The organism is Providencia sp. PROV_01 (genome assembly GCF_053098325.1).
Genome location: NZ_JBRFKD010000002.1, coordinates 593,491 through 615,041, shown reverse-complemented (window position 1 = coordinate 615,041; position 21,551 = coordinate 593,491). Strand labels below are relative to the sequence as shown.

Annotated in this window: 20 protein-coding genes; 11 read left to right on the top strand and 9 right to left on the bottom strand. The window is 43.1% G+C overall.

The window, feature by feature from the left end; genetic code table 11:
• Positions 1 to 297 precede the first annotated feature (297 nt).
• The 8 genes from phoU to greB form a co-directional block, all read right to left on the bottom strand.
• Complete coding sequence (gene phoU / locus ACU696_RS03590; RefSeq protein ID WP_036958602.1) at positions 298 to 1,011, bottom strand: phosphate signaling complex protein PhoU; 714 nt, start codon at positions 1,009 to 1,011, stop codon at positions 298 to 300.
• Between the two features lie 13 nt (positions 1,012 to 1,024).
• Entirely contained in the window at positions 1,025 to 1,801 is a 777-nt protein-coding gene (gene pstB / locus ACU696_RS03585; RefSeq protein WP_004262838.1) for a phosphate ABC transporter ATP-binding protein PstB, read from the bottom strand.
• A gap of 38 nt (positions 1,802 to 1,839) precedes the next feature.
• On the bottom strand, positions 1,840 to 2,721 hold the full coding sequence (gene pstA / locus ACU696_RS03580; RefSeq protein ID WP_004266119.1) for a phosphate ABC transporter permease PstA: 882 nt from the start codon (positions 2,719 to 2,721) through the stop codon (positions 1,840 to 1,842).
• Position 2,722: 1 nt separating this feature from the next.
• Complete coding sequence (gene pstC / locus ACU696_RS03575) at positions 2,723 to 3,679, bottom strand: phosphate ABC transporter permease PstC (protein ID WP_004262847.1); 957 nt, start codon at positions 3,677 to 3,679, stop codon at positions 2,723 to 2,725.
• Positions 3,680 to 3,809: 130 nt separating this feature from the next.
• On the bottom strand, positions 3,810 to 4,853 hold the full coding sequence (pstS, locus tag ACU696_RS03570; RefSeq protein WP_004266120.1) for a phosphate ABC transporter substrate-binding protein PstS: 1,044 nt from the start codon (positions 4,851 to 4,853) through the stop codon (positions 3,810 to 3,812).
• Between the two features lie 410 nt (positions 4,854 to 5,263).
• Positions 5,264 to 6,595, bottom strand: a complete 1,332-nt coding sequence (envZ, locus tag ACU696_RS03565; protein WP_004266121.1) for a two-component system sensor histidine kinase EnvZ — start codon at positions 6,593 to 6,595, stop codon at positions 5,264 to 5,266.
• Positions 6,592 to 7,311 (bottom strand): osmolarity response regulator transcription factor OmpR, encoded by a 720-nt coding sequence (ompR, locus tag ACU696_RS03560; RefSeq protein ID WP_004266122.1) that lies wholly within the window; start codon positions 7,309 to 7,311, stop codon positions 6,592 to 6,594. The genes envZ and ompR overlap by 4 nt, the downstream gene beginning before the upstream one ends.
• Before the next feature lie 116 nt (positions 7,312 to 7,427).
• Positions 7,428 to 7,913, bottom strand: coding sequence for a transcription elongation factor GreB (gene greB, locus ACU696_RS03555; protein WP_109912392.1), 486 nt, complete (start codon positions 7,911 to 7,913; stop codon positions 7,428 to 7,430).
• A gap of 168 nt (positions 7,914 to 8,081) precedes the next feature.
• Here greB and ACU696_RS03550 point away from each other — a divergent pair, with 168 nt between their 5' ends.
• From ACU696_RS03550 to ACU696_RS03535, 4 genes are all read left to right on the top strand, one after another.
• Positions 8,082 to 10,412 carry a Tex family protein gene (locus ACU696_RS03550; protein WP_209102359.1) on the top strand — a complete coding sequence of 777 codons (2,331 nt, stop codon included), beginning with the start codon at positions 8,082 to 8,084 and terminating at the stop codon, positions 10,410 to 10,412.
• 341 nt (positions 10,413 to 10,753) lie between these two features.
• Positions 10,754 to 10,984: a ferrous iron transporter A gene (gene feoA / locus ACU696_RS03545; RefSeq protein WP_004266125.1), complete on the top strand. Its 231-nt coding sequence runs from the start codon at positions 10,754 to 10,756 to the stop codon at positions 10,982 to 10,984.
• A 29-nt stretch (positions 10,985 to 11,013) separates the two neighbouring features.
• The gene (gene feoB / locus ACU696_RS03540; RefSeq protein ID WP_110731470.1) at positions 11,014 to 13,332 is read left to right on the top strand and encodes a Fe(2+) transporter permease subunit FeoB; all 2,319 of its coding nucleotides are present in this window, start codon (positions 11,014 to 11,016) and stop codon (positions 13,330 to 13,332) included.
• Positions 13,333 to 13,343: 11 nt separating this feature from the next.
• Complete coding sequence (locus ACU696_RS03535; protein WP_004266127.1) at positions 13,344 to 13,577, top strand: FeoC-like transcriptional regulator; 234 nt, start codon at positions 13,344 to 13,346, stop codon at positions 13,575 to 13,577.
• A gap of 48 nt (positions 13,578 to 13,625) precedes the next feature.
• Here ACU696_RS03535 and bioH read toward each other — a convergent pair whose 3' ends face one another.
• Entirely contained in the window at positions 13,626 to 14,405 is a 780-nt protein-coding gene (gene bioH / locus ACU696_RS03530; protein WP_004266128.1) for a pimeloyl-ACP methyl ester esterase BioH, read from the bottom strand.
• Positions 14,406 to 14,459: 54 nt separating this feature from the next.
• Here bioH and ACU696_RS03525 point away from each other — a divergent pair, with 54 nt between their 5' ends.
• The 7 genes from ACU696_RS03525 to ACU696_RS03495 all read left to right on the top strand — a co-directional run bounded on the left by ACU696_RS03525 (position 14,460) and on the right by ACU696_RS03495 (position 21,542).
• Complete coding sequence (locus tag ACU696_RS03525; RefSeq protein WP_042851463.1) at positions 14,460 to 15,143, top strand: hypothetical protein; 684 nt, start codon at positions 14,460 to 14,462, stop codon at positions 15,141 to 15,143.
• Positions 15,144 to 15,206: 63 nt separating this feature from the next.
• Entirely contained in the window at positions 15,207 to 15,785 is a 579-nt protein-coding gene (nfuA, locus tag ACU696_RS03520) for a Fe-S biogenesis protein NfuA (RefSeq protein ID WP_004266130.1), read from the top strand.
• A gap of 89 nt (positions 15,786 to 15,874) precedes the next feature.
• Positions 15,875 to 16,198 carry a thiosulfate sulfurtransferase GlpE gene (gene glpE, locus ACU696_RS03515; protein ID WP_004266131.1) on the top strand — a complete coding sequence of 108 codons (324 nt, stop codon included), beginning with the start codon at positions 15,875 to 15,877 and terminating at the stop codon, positions 16,196 to 16,198.
• A gap of 16 nt (positions 16,199 to 16,214) precedes the next feature.
• Positions 16,215 to 17,060, top strand: a complete 846-nt coding sequence (glpG, locus tag ACU696_RS03510) for a rhomboid family intramembrane serine protease GlpG (protein WP_004266132.1) — start codon at positions 16,215 to 16,217, stop codon at positions 17,058 to 17,060.
• A 28-nt stretch (positions 17,061 to 17,088) separates the two neighbouring features.
• Positions 17,089 to 17,847: a DeoR/GlpR family transcriptional regulator gene (locus ACU696_RS03505; protein ID WP_004262881.1), complete on the top strand. Its 759-nt coding sequence runs from the start codon at positions 17,089 to 17,091 to the stop codon at positions 17,845 to 17,847.
• Between the two features lie 295 nt (positions 17,848 to 18,142).
• Complete coding sequence (glpD, locus tag ACU696_RS03500) at positions 18,143 to 19,633, top strand: glycerol-3-phosphate dehydrogenase (protein WP_209102357.1); 1,491 nt, start codon at positions 18,143 to 18,145, stop codon at positions 19,631 to 19,633.
• A gap of 337 nt (positions 19,634 to 19,970) precedes the next feature.
• Positions 19,971 to 21,542 (top strand): ATP-binding cassette domain-containing protein, encoded by a 1,572-nt coding sequence (locus ACU696_RS03495; protein WP_123382642.1) that lies wholly within the window; start codon positions 19,971 to 19,973, stop codon positions 21,540 to 21,542.
• Positions 21,543 to 21,551: the final 9 nt, after the last annotated feature.

The window sequence follows — 21,551 nt, the reverse complement described above, 5'->3', positions numbered from 1 at the left end:
TATTAAATAATATATTTATAACCAAATGGAATATTAACGGAGACAAAAAAAAGCCACCTTGATAACAAGGTGCCCCAGACATGGTTAAACCATCAATAGACTCTTATCGAGCAAGAAGAAAGTCGGTAGAAGAGATTGAGACAAATGATTGGAGTTGTAGCTTAATACTCTAAATAGTTCGTGTTGTGGCTAGGCGGCAAGCAAGGATATATCGGGGAGCATACATCAGTATGTGACCCGAGTAGCCGAGCGAAGCCAACACCGCCACAGCACGAAATATGACGAGTATTCGAGTAATTATTTATTCGTTAACATCTTCTCAAGACTATCCCCACCCACATGACGGAAATCCTGCCCCTTCACATAGTAGAAAATAAACTCACAGATGTTTTGGCAACGGTCACCGATGCGCTCAATTGAACGAGCACAGAATAGTGCTGTTAATACACTTGGGATCGTTCGTGGGTCTTCCATCATGTAGGTCATCAATTGACGTACGATGCCCTCATACTCTTGGTCAACTTTCTCATCTTCACGGTAGATACGAATCGCTTCTTCAAGATCCATTCGAGCGAACGCATCTAATACATCATGTAGCATTTGTACTGTATGACGGCCTAATGATTCCAAACTCACTAACAAGGGCTGGTGTTGATGAGAAAATTTTTCCAATGCGGTTTGACAGATTTTGTCCGCAACATCACCGATTCTTTCCAGCTCAGCAATCGTTTTTGAAATCGCCATAATCAGGCGCAAATCACTCGCCGTTGGTTGGCGTTTCGCGATGATTTTAACGCATTCTTCATCAATGGCCACTTCCATCATATTGACTTTATGGTCATTTTCGATAACTTCACGTGCTAGGGCTTCATCCTGATTATGCATGGCCGTAATGGCTTTGGTAAGCTGCTCTTCGACCAGTCCTCCCATCGTCATTAATTCAGTATGGATATGTTCCAGTTCAGCATTGAACTGCCCCGATATATGTTTGTTGTGATTCAGCGTATCCATCGTCGGCTCCATATCAACCGTAGCGGCCAGTAATATAATCTTCAGTTTGCTTCATTTCTGGGGTAGTAAACATTTTGTCAGTATGGTTAAACTCGACTAACTCCCCTAAATACATGAAAGCCGTATAGTCAGAACAGCGTGCTGCTTGTTGCATATTGTGGGTAACAATCACCACGGTGTATTCTGATTTTAATTCACTAATCAGTTCTTCAATTCGACCAGTTGAAATAGGGTCTAGAGCGGAACAGGGTTCATCTAGCAATAAAACCTCAGGGCGAATAGCAATACCACGAGCAATACAGAGACGCTGTTGCTGGCCACCCGACAAGCTATAACCACTTTGGTGTAACTTATCTTTGGTTTCATTCCATAATGCCGCCTTTGTTAACGCCCACTGCACGCGCTCATCCATTTCCACACGGGATAACTTCTCAAATAAACGCACACCAAATGCAATGTTGTCATAAATAGACATCGGGAATGGTGTTGGTTTTTGGAAAACCATTCCGACTTTCGCGCGCAATAACGCAATATCTTGTTTATCAGTCAGGATGTTTTGGCCATCCAGTAAAATTTCACCTTCTGCGCGCTGCTCGCCATACAATTCATACATTTTATTGAAGGTGCGTAATAACGTCGATTTACCACAGCCTGATGGGCCGATAAATGCAGTCACTTTATTTTTTTCAATGTCTAAAGAGATATTTTTCAGTGCGTGAAACTTGCCATAATAGAAGTTGAGGTCACGTACTTTAATTTTACTATTTGCAATATCGTTTGCATTAATCATGGTTTGCTTTTCTCTCTAAATCTTTATTTATCTGGCGCTTAGTGTTTTTTCTGTGCGAAAACAACACGTGCAATGATGTTAATCAGCAGGACACATAAGGTAATTAACAGAACCCCAGCCCATGCAAGCTCTTGCCATTCAGAGAATGGGCTCATTGCAAATTTGAAGATTGTCACTGGTAAGTTGGCAATTGGCTCGCTCATATCTGTACTCCAGAACTGATTTGACAGTGAAGTAAACAGAAGCGGTGCGGTTTCCCCAGCAATACGTGCAATTGCAAGCAAGATCCCAGTGATAATCCCTGACACAGACGCTTTTAGCGTAATAGATAAAATCATTTTCCATTTTGGTGTGCCAAGTGCATAAGCGGCTTCACGCAAGCTATCCGGAACTAATTTCAACATATTTTCAGTAGTTCGAATAACAATCGGAATTTGCAGCAATGCAAGCGCCACGACCCCAGCCCAACCCGAGAAGTGCTGCATTTGAGCAACCACAATGGTGTACACAAACAACCCTACAACGATAGATGGAGCTGATAATAAAATGTCATTAATAAAGCGGGTGACTGAAGCTAACCATGACTTACGCCCATATTCAGCTAAATAAATTCCCGCTAAAATCCCTAAAGGCGTACCGATAACTGTCGCCCATAAGATTAATAAGCCACTACCTACGATGGCATTTGCCAACCCGCCACCTTCCGTATTAGGTGGTGGAGTCATTTCAGTAAACAGATTGAGGGACATGCCATCAATCCCTTTAGTGACTGTAGAAAATAAAATCCACACTAACCAGAACAAGCCGAAAGCCATAGTTAACATCGAGACAAGTAGTGCCATTCTGTTAACTTGGCGACGCCACGCTTGACGACGAGCTCGTTCTTTTTCATTCACTGCGATAGGTTGAGATATCGACATTTTAACGGCCCTCATTTTTCGCAAGACGCATGACCATTAACTTGGAAATCGCTAACACAATAAAAGTGATAACAAACAGGATCAGTCCAAGTTCCATCAAGGCCGAGGTATGTAAGCCGCTCTCAGCTTCCGCAAATTCATTTGCCAGTGCTGAGGTAATACTGTTTCCAGGCATAAACAGTGATGCGCTATCAAGTTGGTAAGTATTACCAATCACGAAAGTAACCGCCATGGTTTCACCCAGTGCACGGCCAAGACCTAACATCACTCCACCGATTACCCCATTGCGGGTATACGGCAGCACGATATTCCAAATCACTTCCCATGTTGTACAGCCAATCCCGTAGGCTGACTCTTTCATCATCACAGGAGTTTGTTCAAATACATCGCGCATCACTGACGCAATATAGGGAATAATCATAATCGCGAGGATAATCCCCGCTGCTAAAATACCGATTCCGAATGCAGGCCCTGAAAATAGTTCACCGACAATCGGCACACTCGACATCACATTACCAACTGGTTCTTGGAAATACTCTGCAAACAAAGGTGCAAAGACAAATAACCCCCACATCCCATAAACGATACTTGGGATAGCAGCAAGGAGTTCAATCGCGATACCAAGAGGACGTTTTAGCCAATTGGGAGCCAGCTCGGTTAGGAATAGTGCTATACCAAAACTAACGGGTACTGCGATAATCAGAGCAATTAACGATGTAACGATAGTGCCATAAATAGGCACAAGAGCACCGAATTCTTCCGCCGGAGCATCCCACTCTTTGGTCCACAAAAACGAAAACCCAAACTTCTGCATACTTGGCCAAGATGCAAAAATAAGGGAAATAATAATGCCTCCGAGCATTAACAAAGTGATGAGCGCGGCAATCTTTACCAGTGCACTAAAAATCACATCACCTGATTTGCTGGGAGCTCTAAATGCCGTTGTTTTCTCGGCCATGCGCTTTGTTCTCATTTCATTCCTGCTCTTTTCTACAGGATTGCGTTACAACGATGAGCGGGTAAGCTCTGTTCCTCAGCACTTACCCGCCATTTCCAACCCTAAGTGCACTTAGAAAACCTAAGTTCACCTAGAATAATGCTTTACCTTGGCTATCTTTAACTTCTGTTTTCCATGCTGCACGTACTGCGGTCACGACTTCTTGAGGTAAAATTGCGTAATCTAGTGCTTCCGCTTGTTTACCACCTTTATCATAAGCCCAGTTGAAGAAATCAAGAACCGCTTTGCCTTTTTCCGCATTCTCTTGCTGCTTGTGAACTAAGATGAATGTGGTTGAGGTTATCGGCCATGCATTCGCACCATCACGGTTTGTTAAATCTTGAGCAAAAGATTTAGACCAGTCCACTTTCTTCGCTGCTGCGCTGAAGCTTTCACCCGTTGGTGAAACCGCTTCGCCATCAGCGGAGATTAATTTAGTATACGCAAGGTTGTTCTGTTTTGCGTATGCATATTCAACATAACCGATAGAACCTGGTAGACGCTGTACGAAAGCTGCAACGCCATCATTCCCTTTACCACCTACGCTATTTTTCGGCCAGTTAACGGTAGAGCCCGCACCAACGTCTGATTTCCAGCTTGCGCTTACTTTAGCAAGGTAGCTCGTGAATACGAACGTAGTACCCGAACCGTCAGAACGTCTAACGACTGCGATAGCTTGGTCTGGTAAACTCACATTTGGATTCAATTTAGCGATTGCTGGGTCATTCCATTTAGTGATTTTACCTAAATAGATATCACCTAATGTGTTGCCATCTAAAGTCAATTGCCCAGACTCAATGCCTTTTACATTTACAGCCAGTACCACACCACCGATAACCGTAGGGAACTGGAATAAGCCATCTTCTTTGAGTTTTTCATCAGTTAATGGGGCGTCAGAAGCTCCGAAATCAACTGTTTTTGCATTAATTTGTTTGACACCACCAGAAGAACCAATCCCCTGATAGTTTACTTTATTACCTGTTTCTTTCTGATAAGAATCTGCCCACTTCGCATAAACAGGAGCAGGAAAGGTCGCGCCAGCTCCGGTCAGGCTGGTAGCAGCAAAAGAAGACATTGCAGTCAGAGATAAAGTTGCTGCCATTACGCTTGCTAAGGTGGTACGCGTCATTTTCATAATCCCTCCGGGGATGTATAGAAACAATCAAGTATAAAATTGTTGGGTGTATGTCACGGTAGGAAAAATAGGACAATTTAGTTACGACAACATGTCGTTTTTATGACAGTTTTATGACAATTGCTGATTTTTTCACTGGCGAGAAAACAAAAACGAAGAAAAATACAATTTTACAACTTAAAATTCAATTAGTTATAAAAACAAAATTTCAAAACTAATATCAAAAAGAAAAATGACAGACTGTCATAAAAGCGAAAAATATTTTTATCCTGCAACTATAAAGTAATACTCAAAACAATTTGTGTTGCAGCTAGGCGGCAAGCGAGGATATCTCGGGGAGCATACACAAGTATGTGACCCGAGTAGCCGAACGCAGCCAACAACGCTGCCGCGCAAAGTGTGAAGAGTATTTAGTCTTCTTTCTCTTTAAGAGGAAGCAAAGCCCTAATAGCAAACCCGCCACGCTCACTTTTATGAATCTCAATGCTCCCTTCGTGAGCATCAACAATTCGACGAATAATCGCTAGACCTAACCCTGTTCCTTTGTTGCTACGGGCTTTTTCACCTTGCACAAATGGCTGGAACAGGCGGTGAATATCTTCTTCTTTGATACCTGCGCCATCGTCTTCAACTTGGAACCAAACTGAGTCTTCCGTTTTACCACTACTGACCTTGATCCAGCCATTACCATAGCGGTATGCATTAACTATCATGTTCGTAATAGCGCGTTTGATCGCTAATGGGTTACCATTAACAATCATTGAGCCGGGCTCAAGTGCGGTTTCAATTTCACCGATGACATTGCTTTCTGAGTTCACCGCGTCCATTAAAATAGCGTTAAGGTCACAGAATTCCATATCCATTTCTTGACCTGTTTTCAGGTAGGACATGAATTGACCGATAATCGCATCACACTCTTCAATATCTTTATTAATTGATTCCGCCAGATAGCTATCTTCTGGGCTCATCATCTCTGTTGCTAAACGAATACGGGTTAAAGGTGTTCTTAGGTCATGGCTTACCCCTGCCATTAAGACAGTTCGATCATTTTCTAAGGTTTTAATCCCTGCTGCCATGTGGTTAAAAGAACGGATGGCGGCCCTAACCTCGGTGGCGCCTTTTTCTTGCATTGGGGGCAAAATTACCCCTTTACCAACTTCACCTGCATGATACTCCAATTCAAGCAACGGCTTGTTTTGGTAGCGTATATACAACCATACCCCGGCAAAAATGGTGAGAAAAATCGTTAAGGTATAGCGAAAAACCAGGGAAAACTGATTTTGACCAATTTCAGTCAGAGGAACTCGCACCCAGATATCAGGTGCGAGATAAGACGTTAGCCATAGAATGGGATACTCTCGGCCTAGTTCGAGATGAACACTCGCCTTGCCACCAATATATTCGGACATATGTTCGCTTAGAAAATCATACTCTTTTGCCCAGTTCAGCCCTTCTTCCATTGCCGCTGAATGTGCATAAAAGGTAATCCCTAATTCATTGTAGATTTTCTTACGCAACGCGGGAGATACCCGCACTGAGGTTCCATCTTGTAGAACCATTTTCTCTGTCATTAATGTTCTTACTTCGTATGCCAATACCTTATTGAATTGTTGTAAGCTAGGCATCACAACAAAATTCAACACGACCATATAACTGGTTACGAGGCTCGCAAACAGTAAGGCTACAAATAAAAATAACGAGCGAGAAAATGTACTACGCCTTGAAAACCTCAGTCGCTTCATGCTTTACTTCCATCCGGAACAAACACATAGCCCAAGCCCCAAACCGTCTGAATATAACGAGGATGTGCTGGGTCTTCTTCAACCATACGGCGCAAACGTGAGATTTGAACATCAATAGAACGTTCCATCGCACTGTATTCACGGCCTCGCGCTAAGCTCATTAACTTATCACGAGACAACGGTTCCCTTGGATAAGAAACCAACACTTTTAACACCGCGAATTCGCCGCTGGTTAATGGCATATTTTCATCACCTTGGAACATTTCTCGTGTTCCAAGATTTAATTTAAATTTACCGAAAGTAATTATTGCATCATCTTGAGATGGCGCACCCGGTAATTCATTAGCTTGACGACGTAATACCGCTCGAATACGAGCTAGCAATTCCCGTGGATTAAAAGGTTTTGGAATATAGTCATCTGCACCGATTTCTAAGCCAACGATACGATCAACTTCTTCACCTTTCGCTGTCACCATAATAATAGGAATTGGGTTATTTTGACTACGTAAGCGGCGGCAAATCGATAGGCCATCTTCACCCGGTAGCATTAAATCTAAGACGATCAAATGAATAGATTCCCTTGTCAGGATTCTGTCCATCTGTTCAGCGTTTGCAGCACTCCTTACCTGAAAACCCTGCTCAGTGAGGTAACGTTCCAGCAGTGCACGTAAACGCATATCATCATCGACGACAAGAACCTTATAACTTTCCTGCATTTTGTAGCCCTCAAGATGTGCATCTTTCAAATTATTTTTTTAATGAATGTAAATAAAACAATATTAATGCTCACTAATTTACCACTAACGTAGGATTTAATGAATCATTTTACTCTTCAGGTAGTTAGTGGGTGGTAGCTTATTTCTAACACAAAATAAGTCACCTGCCCTCCTGGCGTATTTACTGTTATTTCATCATCAACCTGTTTGCCTATCAAGGCTCGTGCTACCGGAGAGTCTATTGAAATCCATTGTTTTGTAGGGTTGAACTCATCAGCACCGACGATACGGAATATTCTGATATTTTCATTTTCATCTTCTAGTTTAACCCATGCGCCAAAAAAGACACGGCCTTCTTGGCGGGGATCAGGCTCGATAATCCTTAATTGATCCAATCTTTTGGATAAAAAACGGATGCGCCTATCAATCTCACGCAACCTTTTTTTACCATAAATATATTCTGCATTTTCTGAGCGATCCCCTTGAGCAGCGGCCTCTGAAACAGATTGAGTAACCCGAGGGCGTTCTTCCTTCCACAGGTACTTCAGCTCTTTATCTAATGCATCCCAACCTTCACGTGTAATTAAAAGACTTTTAGTCATAACCTTCAGATTTTAGCCAGTGGAGCCATAATTATAATATTTTATAGAACATAATCTGAGACTTTCCTACCAATAGGCTCAAATTCAGTCTGGAAATTCTCTTTCTCACCAAGTATAACAGTGCAGTAAATTTTTTAACTGTTCTTTCAGTAGGTATTTAAATTCGACATGAATGAAACTCTAAGCCAAATTATTGCAGCGGAACTGCAAGCCCAGCCGAAACAGGTTTTTTCTGCCATCACGCTGTTAGATGAAGGAAATACTGTCCCGTTTATTGCGCGTTATCGTAAAGAAGTTACCGGTGGGTTGGACGATACTCAGCTTCGCCAGCTAGAAAGCCGTTTAGGGTACTTGCGCGAATTAAATGACCGTAAACAGACCATTCTTAAGTCGATAGAAGAGCAAGGTAAATTGACACCTGAGCTTGCCTCCGCTATTGACACTACGCTCAATAAAACCGAACTTGAAGACCTGTATCTTCCGTATAAACCGAAACGTCGCACCCGTGGGCAAATTGCCATCGAAGCAGGACTTGAGCCTTTAGCTGACACCCTGTGGAATGACCCTAACCAGTCACCTGATGAACTCGCAAAAACCTATATCGATGCAGACAAAGGTGTTGCTGATGTCAAAGCCGCTTTAGATGGCGCTCGCTATATCCTTATGGAACGCTTCGCCGAAGATGCGGCTCTTTTAGCGAAAGTTCGCGACTATATTTGGAAAAATGCCCATCTTGTTTCTGTTGTTGCAGAAGGTAAGCAAGAAGAAGGGGTAAAATTTAGCGACTATTTTGAACATCACGAACCTGTTGCTCAGGTTCCTTCTCATCGAGCTCTTGCGATGTTCCGTGGTCGTAACGAAGGAATTCTACAGCTTTCATTAAACTGTGATCCTCAGTTCGATGAACCACCAAAAGAAAGTTACTGCGAAGAAATTATCACCCGCCACTTAGATATTCGTTTAAACAATGCTCCGGCTGACCAATGGCGTAAAGCGGTGATCAGTTGGACATGGCGTGTCAAAGTATTACTGCACTTGGAAACAGAAGTGATGAGCTCACTGCGTGAAAAGGCCGAAGAAGAAGCCATTAACGTATTTGCTCGTAACCTCAGTGATTTACTGATGGCAGCACCTGCAGGAATGCGTGCCACCATGGGCTTAGACCCAGGCCTGCGGACTGGCGTGAAAGTCGCTGTCGTGGATGCGACAGGAAAATTAATTGCGACCGATACGATTTATCCGCATACCGGGCAAGCTGCCAAAGCGGCAACCATCGTCGCAGCACTTTGCCAAAAACACAATGTCGAATTAGTAGCGATAGGTAACGGGACCGCTTCTCGCGAAACGGAACGTTTCTTTGCTGAAGTACAAAAACAGTACCCAGAAGTAACGGCACAGAAAGTGATTGTTAGCGAAGCTGGCGCTTCTGTTTATTCCGCTTCTGAACTTGCAGCGCTGGAATTTCCAAGCTTAGATGTGTCTTTACGTGGTGCCGTATCAATTGCCCGCCGCCTACAAGACCCGTTGGCTGAATTGGTGAAAATTGACCCTAAATCCATTGGGGTTGGCCAATATCAGCATGATGTCAGCCAGACGCAATTAGCGCGTAAGCTCGATGCGGTCGTCGAAGACTGTGTAAACTCCGTTGGTGTTGACTTAAATACCGCTTCTGTTGCCTTACTGACTCGGGTTGCCGGTTTAAGCAAAATGATTGCGCAAAACGTGGTGGACTGGCGCGACCAAAATGGCCAGTTTAGCGATAGAAAACAGTTACTCAAAGTTGCGCGTCTTGGGCCAAAAGCTTTTGAACAATGTGCAGGCTTCTTACGTATCACCAATGGTGAAAACCCATTAGATGCCTCTACTGTTCACCCTGAAGCTTATCCAATTGTCGAAAAAATTCTTGAGTCTGTCCGCCAGCCACTCAAAGAAATTATGGGTAATTCACAGGTACTTAATGCCTTGAGCCCACGCGACTTCACCACGGAACAATTTGGGGTTCCAACCGTCACTGACATCATTAAAGAGCTGGAAAAACCGGGCCGTGACCCACGTCCTGAGTTTAAAACAGCGACCTTCGCGGAAGGCGTAGAAACCATGAAGGACCTGACTCCTGGCATGATTTTAGAAGGTGCGGTTACCAATGTGACTAACTTCGGTGCCTTTGTAGATATTGGTGTTCACCAAGACGGTTTAGTTCATATTTCTTCACTTTCAAATAGTTATGTCGAAGACCCACACAAAGTGGTAAAAGCCGGTGACATTGTAAAAGTCAAAGTGTTAGATGTGGATATTGCGCGCAAACGTATTGCGTTAACGATGCGTTTAGATGAGCAAGCCGGTGATTCTAACAGTGCACCTCGCCGTGCTGCCCCAGAACAGGACAAAAATACACGTAAGGCTCCTCAATCAAGAGGTAATTCACGCCAAAACAACGCATCTTCTGGTAATAGTGCCATGAGTGATGCCCTTGCTGCTGCATTTGGCAAGAAGCGCTAACTTTTTAATAGGCATCGCAATGTACTTATTGTGATGCCTATATCAAAAAATAATCGCTGTAATTAATTATCCCAACCAATATATTGAACATTATTCCACCCTCTCCCCCGCGTTTACTCCGCCATTACTTTTGCTAACGAAACACCGCAAACTCAATGCTTCGTTGATCCACATCAAGTCAAACTGACGAAAAAAGAGGCTAAATATAACAAAAAGTGGATGATTATGATTCTCATTGTTAATTAGATTTATTTTTGTTTGGCAGTCTTATTACCTGAGCAATTGTAATCTTTAACAATTGTCATCGATATCATTATGAATTAAATGATTAGGAAGACACTATGGCAATACTTCCTCAATGCAGTTACAAAATACTTGGTTTCTCTCCAGAAATCAGTCCTGCATACCGACAAAAACTACTCTCACTCGGTTTACTTCCGGGTTCTGTCTTTAAAGTGGTGCGCTTGGCGCCTTTTGGTGATCCTGTACAAATAGAAACTCACCGTGTCAGCTTAGTGCTGCGTAAAAAGGATCTTGCCCTACTCAATCTAGATGAAGCGACCACCGTTTAAGTATTTCTTTTTTATTATTGGCAAACACTATGAAACGATTAACTATCGGCTTAATTGGTAACCCCAATGCAGGCAAAACGACCCTATTTAACCAACTTACAGGGTCAAGGCAGCGGGTCGGTAACTGGGCAGGGGTCACTGTTGAACGAAAAGTGGGTCGCTTCCATACCGATGACCATAAAATCGAGCTTGTTGACCTACCCGGCACTTACTCTTTGACCACCATTTCTGAACAAACCTCTCTCGACGAACAAATCGCCTGCTACTTTATTTTAAGTGGTGAGGCCGACATGCTCATTAATGTTGTCGATGCATCCAATTTAGAGCGTAACCTCTATCTGACATTACAATTAGTTGAGTTAGGCGTTCCATGTATTGTTGCCTTGAATATGTTGGATATCGCTCAAAGCCAACATATTGATATTAATATTACTGAATTAGAAAAACAGCTCGGTTGCCCTGTGATCCCAATGGTTTCAACTCGAGCAACTGGTATCGATAAACTGAAAAAAGCCATTGATACACATCCACAAAATAGCCAACAAGCCCTTGTGGAATATCCACCCCAGTTATTGCAGGCAGTGGATTCGTTATCTGAACAAATTTCAACACAACAATTTAGCCATCAGCAACGCCGCTGGTTAGCATTACAAATTCTCGAAGGAGATATTTATAGCCGCCAACGCGCAGAAATATCTGAAGGGCAATTACTGGCGATACGCCAAACACTGAAAGAAGGCTTAAACGAAGAGCCTGAACTACTCATCGCTGACGCACGTTATCAATCTATTGCCACAATTTGTCATGCCGCGATTAACAATAGCGCCGCTGAACCAAATCGACTAACACAATCACTGGATAGATTTATTCTGAGCCGTTGGCTCGGTGTCCCTATTTTCTTATTTGTGATGTACCTGATGTTTGTCTTAGCCATTAACATTGGTGGGGCATTGCAGCCTTTCTTTGAAGGTGCTTCTGAGGCGATATTTATTCATGGTATTCAGTGGGTTGGTGCCTATTTCAGCTTCCCTGATTGGCTCACTATTTTCCTTGCCCAAGGTGTCGGCGGTGGTATTAATACAGTATTACCGTTAGTACCACAAATCGGGATGATGTACCTGTTTCTTTCAATACTGGAAGACTCGGGTTATATGGCACGAGCCGCTTTCGTGATGGACCGCCTCATGCAGGCGCTAGGTTTACCAGGTAAATCCTTCGTACCGTTGATTGTCGGCTTTGGCTGTAACGTACCATCAATTATGGGTGCACGCACGCTAGATGCACCACGTGAAAGGCTCATTACGGTACTAATGGCACCGTTTATGTCTTGTGGTGCAAGGCTTGCCATTTTCGCTGTTTTTGCTGCCGCTTTCTTTGGCAAAAATGGGGCTAGTGTGGTCTTTTCTCTCTATATTTTAGGGATTGTTGTCGCCATTTTGACAGGGTTATTACTAAAACATACCCTTATGCGTGGCGAGGCCTCTCCGTTTATTATGGAGCTTCCGGTTTACCATGTACCGCACATCAAAACATTGCTGATTCAAACATGGCAACGCCTAAAAGGCTTTGTGGTACGAGCGGGTAAAGTTATCGTCGTTGCCAGTATCTTTATTGGTGCATTAAATAGTTTCTCTTTCTCTGGTAAGCCTGTTGATAATATTAATGACTCTGCACTCGCTTCTGTCAGTAAAGTCATTACCCCTGCGTTACAGCCGATTGGTGTGCATGCAGATAATTGGCAAGCGACCGTGGGGTTAATTACCGGGGCGATGGCTAAAGAAGTCGTCGTGGGGACTTTAAATACTCTGTATACCGCTGAAGCCATTACTTCTGAGCCATTCGATGCAGAATCATTCAATTTATGGGAAGAACTGGGAGATGCGGTTTCTGAAACTTGGGACAGCTTAAAAGAAACTTTTACCTTAAGTGCGCTATCAAACCCTATCGAAGCCAGTAAAGGTGATGGAGAGATGGAGTCCGGTTCAATGGGCACTATGGCAGCGAAATTTGGTTCAGGCATTGCTGCCTATAGCTACCTAATCTTCGTCTTACTGTATGTGCCTTGCGTCTCGGTGATGGGTGCTATCGCACGTGAAACCAATAAAAGTTGGATGAGTTTCTCCATTCTGTGGGGCTTGAATGTGGCTTATAGCCTCGCGGCTCTGTTTTACCAAGTTGCCACATTCAGCGAGCACCCACAAAGCAGTTTGATTACCATTGCTGCGGTTGTCCTGTTCAACCTTGCCTTGTTCATATTCTTACGCCGCATGCGTAGCCGCGTAACCCTGAACATCAAAAGCAAAACTGCAGAGCAATGTTCTGGCTGTTCAAGTGATGCTTGCCACTAAGGAATAAAACGATGACTAGCTTGCTGCAAATAAGAGATTTAATCGCCTTATATGGGCAAGCTGACATCTCGCTACTCAGTGAGCAGCTAAATACACCGGTTCCATTAATTCAAGCGATGGTTGAGAAACTCATCAGCTTAGAAAAAATTGAACAAGTCGATATCAACGCTTGTTTAACGGGCAGTAGTTGTAAAGGCTGCCCAGAAAGCACTGATTGCGCTCATTTTGTGTATAAAATCAAATAATAGGCACACCATAAAAAAATCAGCCATGAGTTAGGCTGATTTTTTTATTTATTCCTCGATACGACTTTGAAAATCCAATAGGTATTCGCAAAACTCATCAGGATGGGAAATAAAGGGTGCATGGGCACTATTGCGCATAATGACAGATGGGGAATTAGGGTAAAGCTCATCTAAAATGGGCACTATTTTGCGCGGTACCAAGCCATCGAGATAACCATAAATGCGCAAGAAAGGAATGGGTAACTGTTTTAATTCATCGCGCAAATCTTCGGTACGCAATGATTCAAGCCCGGCATTTAACGTTTCAACCGTTGGGATAGGTTGTTCAAGTACCACGGACTTCAAGGTTCTAGCATCATTTCTTGCGCTTTCTGTCCCTAATGTCTGCAATGCTAAAAAACGCTCAACGGTACGATGAAAATCAGCCGAAAGTTGCTGTTCGAAACCTAATAAAACTTCCGGTCGGATCCCCGCCCAACCGTTTTCTTCTGCTTTAAAGCATGGAGAAGAAGCAACGGTAATTAACCCTTTGACTTCATAAGGATGGTCAAGCGCAACACGACTTGCAACTAGCCCACCAAGTGACCAACCGAGCCAAATCGCGTTTTTAGGCGCTTGTTCCCACAAAATATTTGCCATTGATTGAATATTCATAGGAAGGAAACCTTGGCTACGCCCATAACCTGGCAGGTCAACTAAATGAACCCGAAAGTGCGAAGCGATTCGCGGAATAATTGTTTGCCAGACTTGTGCGTTCAGTCCCCATCCGTGCAGCAACACAAGATCTTGTTTACCTTCACCAACGGTCTGCCAATATAACTTTGCCATCGTTACACTCTCTTCATTCATTTATTTGTCAATTCGTTTTAACGGGACGCTACTATGCTAACAATGGAGGGGGGCTGCTGGCTATGTCACCAATCACTAAAATTAACTCATCAGGGTGTTTGTCATTTTTGCCTCAAAGGACTACCTAAAATGCCAACCTGCTGTTTACGCTGCGCTTTACCCTGTGAGCAGCCTACCATGGAGTGCGGACGTTGCCTAAAAAACCCTCCCGCATGGCAGAGAATTATCACAGTAACCCCGTACCAAGGCGCTTTACGCTTGTTAATCCACCGTTTTAAATTTCAAAAACAATCTCAACTTGCTTTTACTCTAGCACGAATTTTTGCGTTATTTTGGCTCACGGGTTACCGCCAACAAAAATGGCAAAAACCGGACTTAATCATCACCATTCCACTGCATCGCCGCCGTCTGTGGTGGAGAGGATTTGACCATATGGCATTAATAGGCGAAAATTTATCCAGATGGTTAAATATCCCCTATTCGCAAAATTCATTATCACGTAGTCGTGCTACACTGGCACAGATTACACTAAAACGTGAGTATCGCCGAAATAACCTAAAGGGAGCATTTACCTTAAACAACTCGGTTTCAAACCTACATGTTGCTGTTCTTGATGATGTTATTACAACAGGTTCCACCATGAATACCGCAGCACAATTGTTGATTTGTGCGGGTGTACATACTGTTGATGCATGGTCACTGTGTCGCACCTTGTAGGAAAGGGGTAAATGGGCGTATTATAACCAACTAAAGCAGTCAACTATTATTGAGCAAATGATTATGATTAATATTACTGAAGCAGCACAGGCTCATTTTGCCAAATTGTTGGAAAATCAAGAGCCAGGAACTCAAATCCGTGTTTTTGTTATCAACCCAGGCACACCAACCGCAGAGTGCGGTGTGTCATACTGCCCTCCGGGTGCCGTTGAAGCAACAGATAAAGAACTAAAGTTCGAGAAATTATCTGCTTATGTTGATGAAATTAGCGCGCCATTCTTAGATGATGCCGAGATTGACTTCGTTACCGACCAACTGGGCTCACAACTGACGTTAAAAGCACCAAACGCCAAAATGCGTAAGGTCTCTGATGACGCACCATTAATTGAACGTGTTGAGTATGTTTTACAGTCACAAATTAACCCACAACTTGCCAGCCACGGTGGCCGTGTTTCCCTGATGGAAATCACCGATGAAGGCTTTGCAATTCTGCAATTTGGTGGCGGCTGTAACGGTTGTTCAATGGTTGATGTCACTCTTAAAGAAGGTATCGAAAAAGAACTTCTCAAAATGTTTGAAGGTGAGCTAAAAGGCGTTAAAGACCTGACTGAACACCAACGTGGCGAGCACTCTTTCTACTAATCAATACCACGAGTATTTGGCACTTGGTTTTTTACGGGTGCCTCTCATTTAACCTTTTATCGGTTGTTACCTACTGTATTTGGTATTTTATGGACCATTTTGAAACACTAACACCAGAGCAAGCTTACCAACATTGGGTGGACGGTACTGCCATACTGGTAGATGTACGAGACCCACAAAGTTTCCGCGCAGGCCATGCTAGTGGGGCCTATCACCTCACCAATGAGTCACTAAGCCAATTTCTAGAACAAACGGATTACGAACAACCAGTTATGGTGATGTGTTACCATGGGCACAGTAGCCAAGGCGCTGCACAATATCTGATCAACATTGGCTTTGAATCTGTATACAGCATCAATGGTGGATTTGAAGCATGGTTAAGGGAATATCCACAAGCCGTTACGGCTCTCTAGATGAGAAAACGCATTCATGATCCACATCACCTCTTTTGCTAATCCTAGAATGGCACAAGCCTTTGTTGACTATATGGCTAGCAAAAATATCCACTTAATAATAAAGCCATCACAGGAACAAGCCGTCTTTGAGCTTTGGCTAGAAGATGAGCAATTTCAATCTCAAACCCAGAAAGAATTAGATATTTTTTTACAAGATCCAAATCACCCCCGCTACCTAGAAGCCAGTTGGCACACGGGAAGCGCAGATACCCAGTTTCAATATCGTAACTACCTGACCTGGGGCTACCTTAAAGAACAATCTGGCCCTTTAACTATCGCTGTTATTTTATTGTCGATTGTTGTATATCTTTGGGTAGAAATGACCGATGCCCGAGAAGTTCTACGCTATTTAGCATGGCCTATTGGCGACCAACAAACGGAACTTTGGCGTTGGTTTAGCCCTGCATTGGTGCACTTTTCGCTATCACATATTGGTTTCAACCTTGCGCTATGGTGGTTTCTGGCTGGGCAAGTTGAGCGAAAGCTCGGAACGGGTAAATTATTCACTATCTTACTAGTCTCTGCACTGTTTAGTAACTGGGGGCAGTCGCTGTTTAGTGAAAACAACTTTGGCGGCTTATCTGGTGTCGTCTATGCCCTTGTCAGCTATGTGTGGTTAACGGGTGAACGTCGGCCTGAAAGTGGCATCAGCGTCCCTCGTGGGTTAATGATATTCTCTATTATCTGGCTTTTTTTCGGTTACTTCGATGTTTTAGGTATGCATATTGCGAATGCCGCACATACTTCAGGGTTAATTATCGGCTTATTGATGGGAGTATGGGATAATAGGCACAGTTTTAAACACCAGAGCTCCAGATAAAACATTTTAATAATTAGAGGCTAACGCTGTGAAACAAACCCAGAGACATGATGCAATAGTTGAGCTTGTGCGTCTTCAGGGATATGTCAGTACTGAAGAACTCGTCGAACACTTTGAGGTAAGCCCTCAAACAATCCGTCGGGACCTCAATGACCTCGCTGAACAAAATAAAATTCAGCGGCACCACGGTGGTGCAGCACTGCCTTCAAGTTCCGTGAATGCGGCTTATAATGACCGTAAAATCATGTGGTCAGATGAAAAAGCGCGTATCGCACAACATGTTGCGAGCCAAATTCCTGACGGTGCAACATTGTTTATAGATATTGGTACCACTCCCGAAGCCGTTGCTCACGCATTGGTTAATCACAAAAACCTACGCGTGGTGACCAATAACCTTAATGTCGCCACATTACTGATGCCAAAAGAAGACTTCCGCCTAATTTTAGCGGGGGGTGAAGTTCGCTCAAGAGATGGCGGTATTGTCGGTGAAGCGACCCTCGATTTTATTTCTCAATTTAGGTTAGATTACGGTATTTTGGGTATCAGTGGTATTGATATGGATGGCTCATTACTTGAGTTCGATTACCATGAAGTTCGTACCAAACGCGCGATTATTGAAAACTCACGCTGTGTCATGCTCGTCACCGACCATTCTAAATTTGGTCGTAACGCGATGGTTAATTTGGGCAATATGAACCTGATTGACTACTTATTTACGGATAAACAGCCACCTGACAGCATTCTCAAAGTCATTGAGCAACATAATGTTCAATTAGAGCTTTGTTAATCAAATAATTATCTTAATGATGGTAGCGCCCGCTGCCATCATACTTCTTAGTCTCCTTTCCTATTTTAGTCTCCCCCGCCTTGCCATTGTTTTTTTCTTTTTCGCGCGAAACTCTCTTTTTTTCATTGTAAATAACAATATTTTATGTGTGGGTATTGAAAAAAAATTGTTACCAATATCACGCAGTTGTTATTTTTTTCATTAATAATAGTTGGCATCACTATCTATTTTGACTACAATCAAATGAGCGAAAACGAACATTATTGAAAGTGTTTCGAACATCTCAGGGGGATGCATGGAAACTAAAGACTTGATTGTCATCGGCGGCGGGATCAACGGCGCTGGTATTGCAGCAGATGCTGCAGGTCGTGGATTATCGGTATTACTGCTCGAAGCTCAAGACTTGGCAAGTGCGACTTCATCTGCGAGTTCTAAACTCATTCACGGTGGCTTACGTTATTTAGAGCATTATGAATTTAGATTAGTGAGCGAAGCATTGGCTGAACGTGAAGTGCTATTACGATTAGCACCACATATAGCCTTCCCAATGCGCTTCCGCTTACCTCATCAGCCTCATTTACGTCCAGCTTGGATGATCCGCATTGGCCTATTCTTATATGACCATTTAGGCAAACGTGTCAGCTTGCCAAGCAGTAAAGGTCTGAAATTCAACCAAAACTCTGTACTCAAACCTGAATTAACGAAAGGTTTTGAATATTCCGATTGTTGGGTTGATGATGCGCGTTTAGTTGTGTTAAACGCTCAAGAAGTGGTACGTAAGAATGGTGAGGTTCGTACTCGCACAAAAGTGACACGCGCCTACCGTGATAACGGCTTATGGGTTGTTGAAGCTCAAGACTTACGTACGGGGGAAACTCATACATGGAAAGCGAAAGGGCTGGTTAATGCCACAGGGCCTTGGGTAAAAGAGTTCTTTGATGATGGCCTGAAATTAAAATCACCTTATGGTATTCGCCTAATCAAAGGTAGCCACATTGTCGTTCCACGCGCACATGATGAACCACAAGCGTACATCTTACAAAATGAAGATAACCGTATTGTATTTGTTATCCCGTGGATGGATGAGTTTTCTATCATCGGTACGACTGACGTAGAATATAAAGGCGACCCGAAAGACGTCAAAATTGATGAAAACGAAGTTAACTATTTACTGAAAGTGTATAACGACCACTTCAAAAAGCAGTTAACCGTGAGTGATATTGTTTGGGATTATTCAGGTGTTCGCCCACTGTGCGACGATGAATCAGACTCACCACAAGCCATTACTCGTGATTACACATTGGATATTCACGATGAACAAGGCCAAGCGCCATTGTTGTCTGTATTTGGTGGTAAATTAACGACTTATCGTAAGTTAGCGGAAGCCGCTGTGAATAAATTAGCGACTTACTATCCAAATGCAGGTAGCCCATGGACCAAAAATGGCCAATTACCGGGTGGTGATATCGAAGGTTGTGACCGTGATGGTTATGCACGCGTGTTGCGTCAACATTATCAATGGCTTCCTGAAGGCTTAGCGCTACGTTTTGCCAGAACCTACGGTAGCAACAGTAAATTAATCCTTGAAGGCGCGAATTCACTCAGCGACCTTGGTGAAGCATTCTCTGCGAATGTCTACGAAGCGGAATTACGTTACTTAGTCAAACATGAATGGGTAACAGAGTTGGATGATGCTATTTGGCGTCGCACTAAATTGGGTATGTGGCTGAATGAAGAAGAAAAGCAGCGCATTGCTCAATGGTTGTCAGAGAATACCTCTGCATAATCGTAAAAATCTCGTTGTTATAAAATCTCGTTGTTAATGGAAAAAGCCAGTCGCTATTATTGACTGGTTTTTTCTATTATTAAATCGTTAGCACGACTTTCAGAAAAAACCCAATCACGATAAGTTGCGTAAATCAATTTAACCTGTTTATAATGTGTGCGAATTTATCGCTCACCCAACTTCGCAGGTACGCCTCACGATGAACTAAGCACTGCCAGAAAATATTTTCCAATACCCTTTTGGTATTCATTTTTCTGTTCCTGGCAGGCAACCGCTTTCATCGACGCTTCTTGATAAGTCAACGACGTTGTCTGTCCTCATTATTTTGGAGGTGCATATGACGATTGCTTGTCACTTTTCACAGCTCAATATTGAATTTAACCAAACCGCCCTTTTTCCTCCGTTAAGCGGGACGCTGTCATGCCAAAAAAATGCCCTAATTGGTCATAATGGCAAAGGAAAATCTGTCTTGATGCGTATTCTTGCTGACCAATTATCCCCTACGCAAGGGAATGTACATTGGAACCTTCCCTTTATCTATGTCGAGCAATTAACGCGACTAACGGGCGAAACACTCGTCGATGCCTTAGGCATGAATGAACTTTATCACGCATTTTCACGCATTGAGGCAGGGAATGGTTCTTTGGCAGATTTTGAACTAACGGAAGATAAATGGCATTTACCTTCCCAATGGCAAAGTTTATTGGATTCAGCAGGACTCGCTATCTCAATGGAAGCCCCCATTGCCCATTTAAGTGGGGGGGAACGTACTCGCCTAGCCCTTTGTCGTGCATTTCTTCATCAAAACCACTTTTTGCTACTTGATGAACCAGATAACCATTTAGATACACAAAGTCGGCAATGGCTCAATCAAAAGCTTACTGAGCATCGAGCTGGTTGTCTCATTATTTCTCACAACAGAACCCTATTAGAAGAAATGGATACCATTTTTGAGTTAACGGAAAAAGGCTTACATGAATATGGGGGAAATTATACGTTATACGATACCCAAAAAAACTTGGAAATCGCTGCAATTGACGCACAAGGTGAACGCTTAGAAAAACGCATTCACCAAGAGAAAAAACAACAGCAAGCCACATTACAAAAAGCCGCTCAACGCAAAAAACAAGGTGAAAAAATTCGCTATGGTGGGTCGCAATCCTTACTGCTGCTTGATATGCAGAAAAATCGTGCGGAGAAAAAGCAATCAAATGTCGCAGAGCGGCACCAACGAGTGATGGATAATCTACAAAACCAGCAACAGGAAAACCAAGAAAGAGCTCGCCATATCAAGCCGCAAAAAATGACGATTAACTATCAAAATGAAGGAAATAAAGTCACAATTTTCGCTTCTGACTTGCGTTTGCTTTACGGTTATTCGTCACCACTCTCATTCACTGTATACAGTGGAGAGCACTGGCATATTCAAGGAGTTAATGGTTGCGGTAAATCAACGCTACTTAAAGTGCTTGCAGGCCTGTTGCCATCATCTTCAGGAGAGTACCGCCTAAGCGGTGAGTTTTGCTATTTAGATCAACACCTCAATTTACTCGATAAAACATTGCCTGTCGCTGAAGCGCTTTATCAATACCAACCTGTATTTACTGTAGAACAGTGGCGCACGCAATTAGGCATGTTGCGGATACGAGGAGATAAGTCATTGTTACCACTACAGCAGCTCAGTGGTGGTGAGCAGCTAAAAGCAACGCTATTGGCACTCACACATAGCCCGAGTCCACCCGCTATTTTATTACTCGACGAGCCCGATAATCATTTAGACTTAGATTCAAAACAACTACTTGAAGCGCTATTGCAGGACTACCAAGGAACACTATTACTGGTTTCCCACGATGACGCGTTTATTGCAAACTGCAATATAACCCACACTCTAAATCTTTCTGATAAATAACCGTATGTT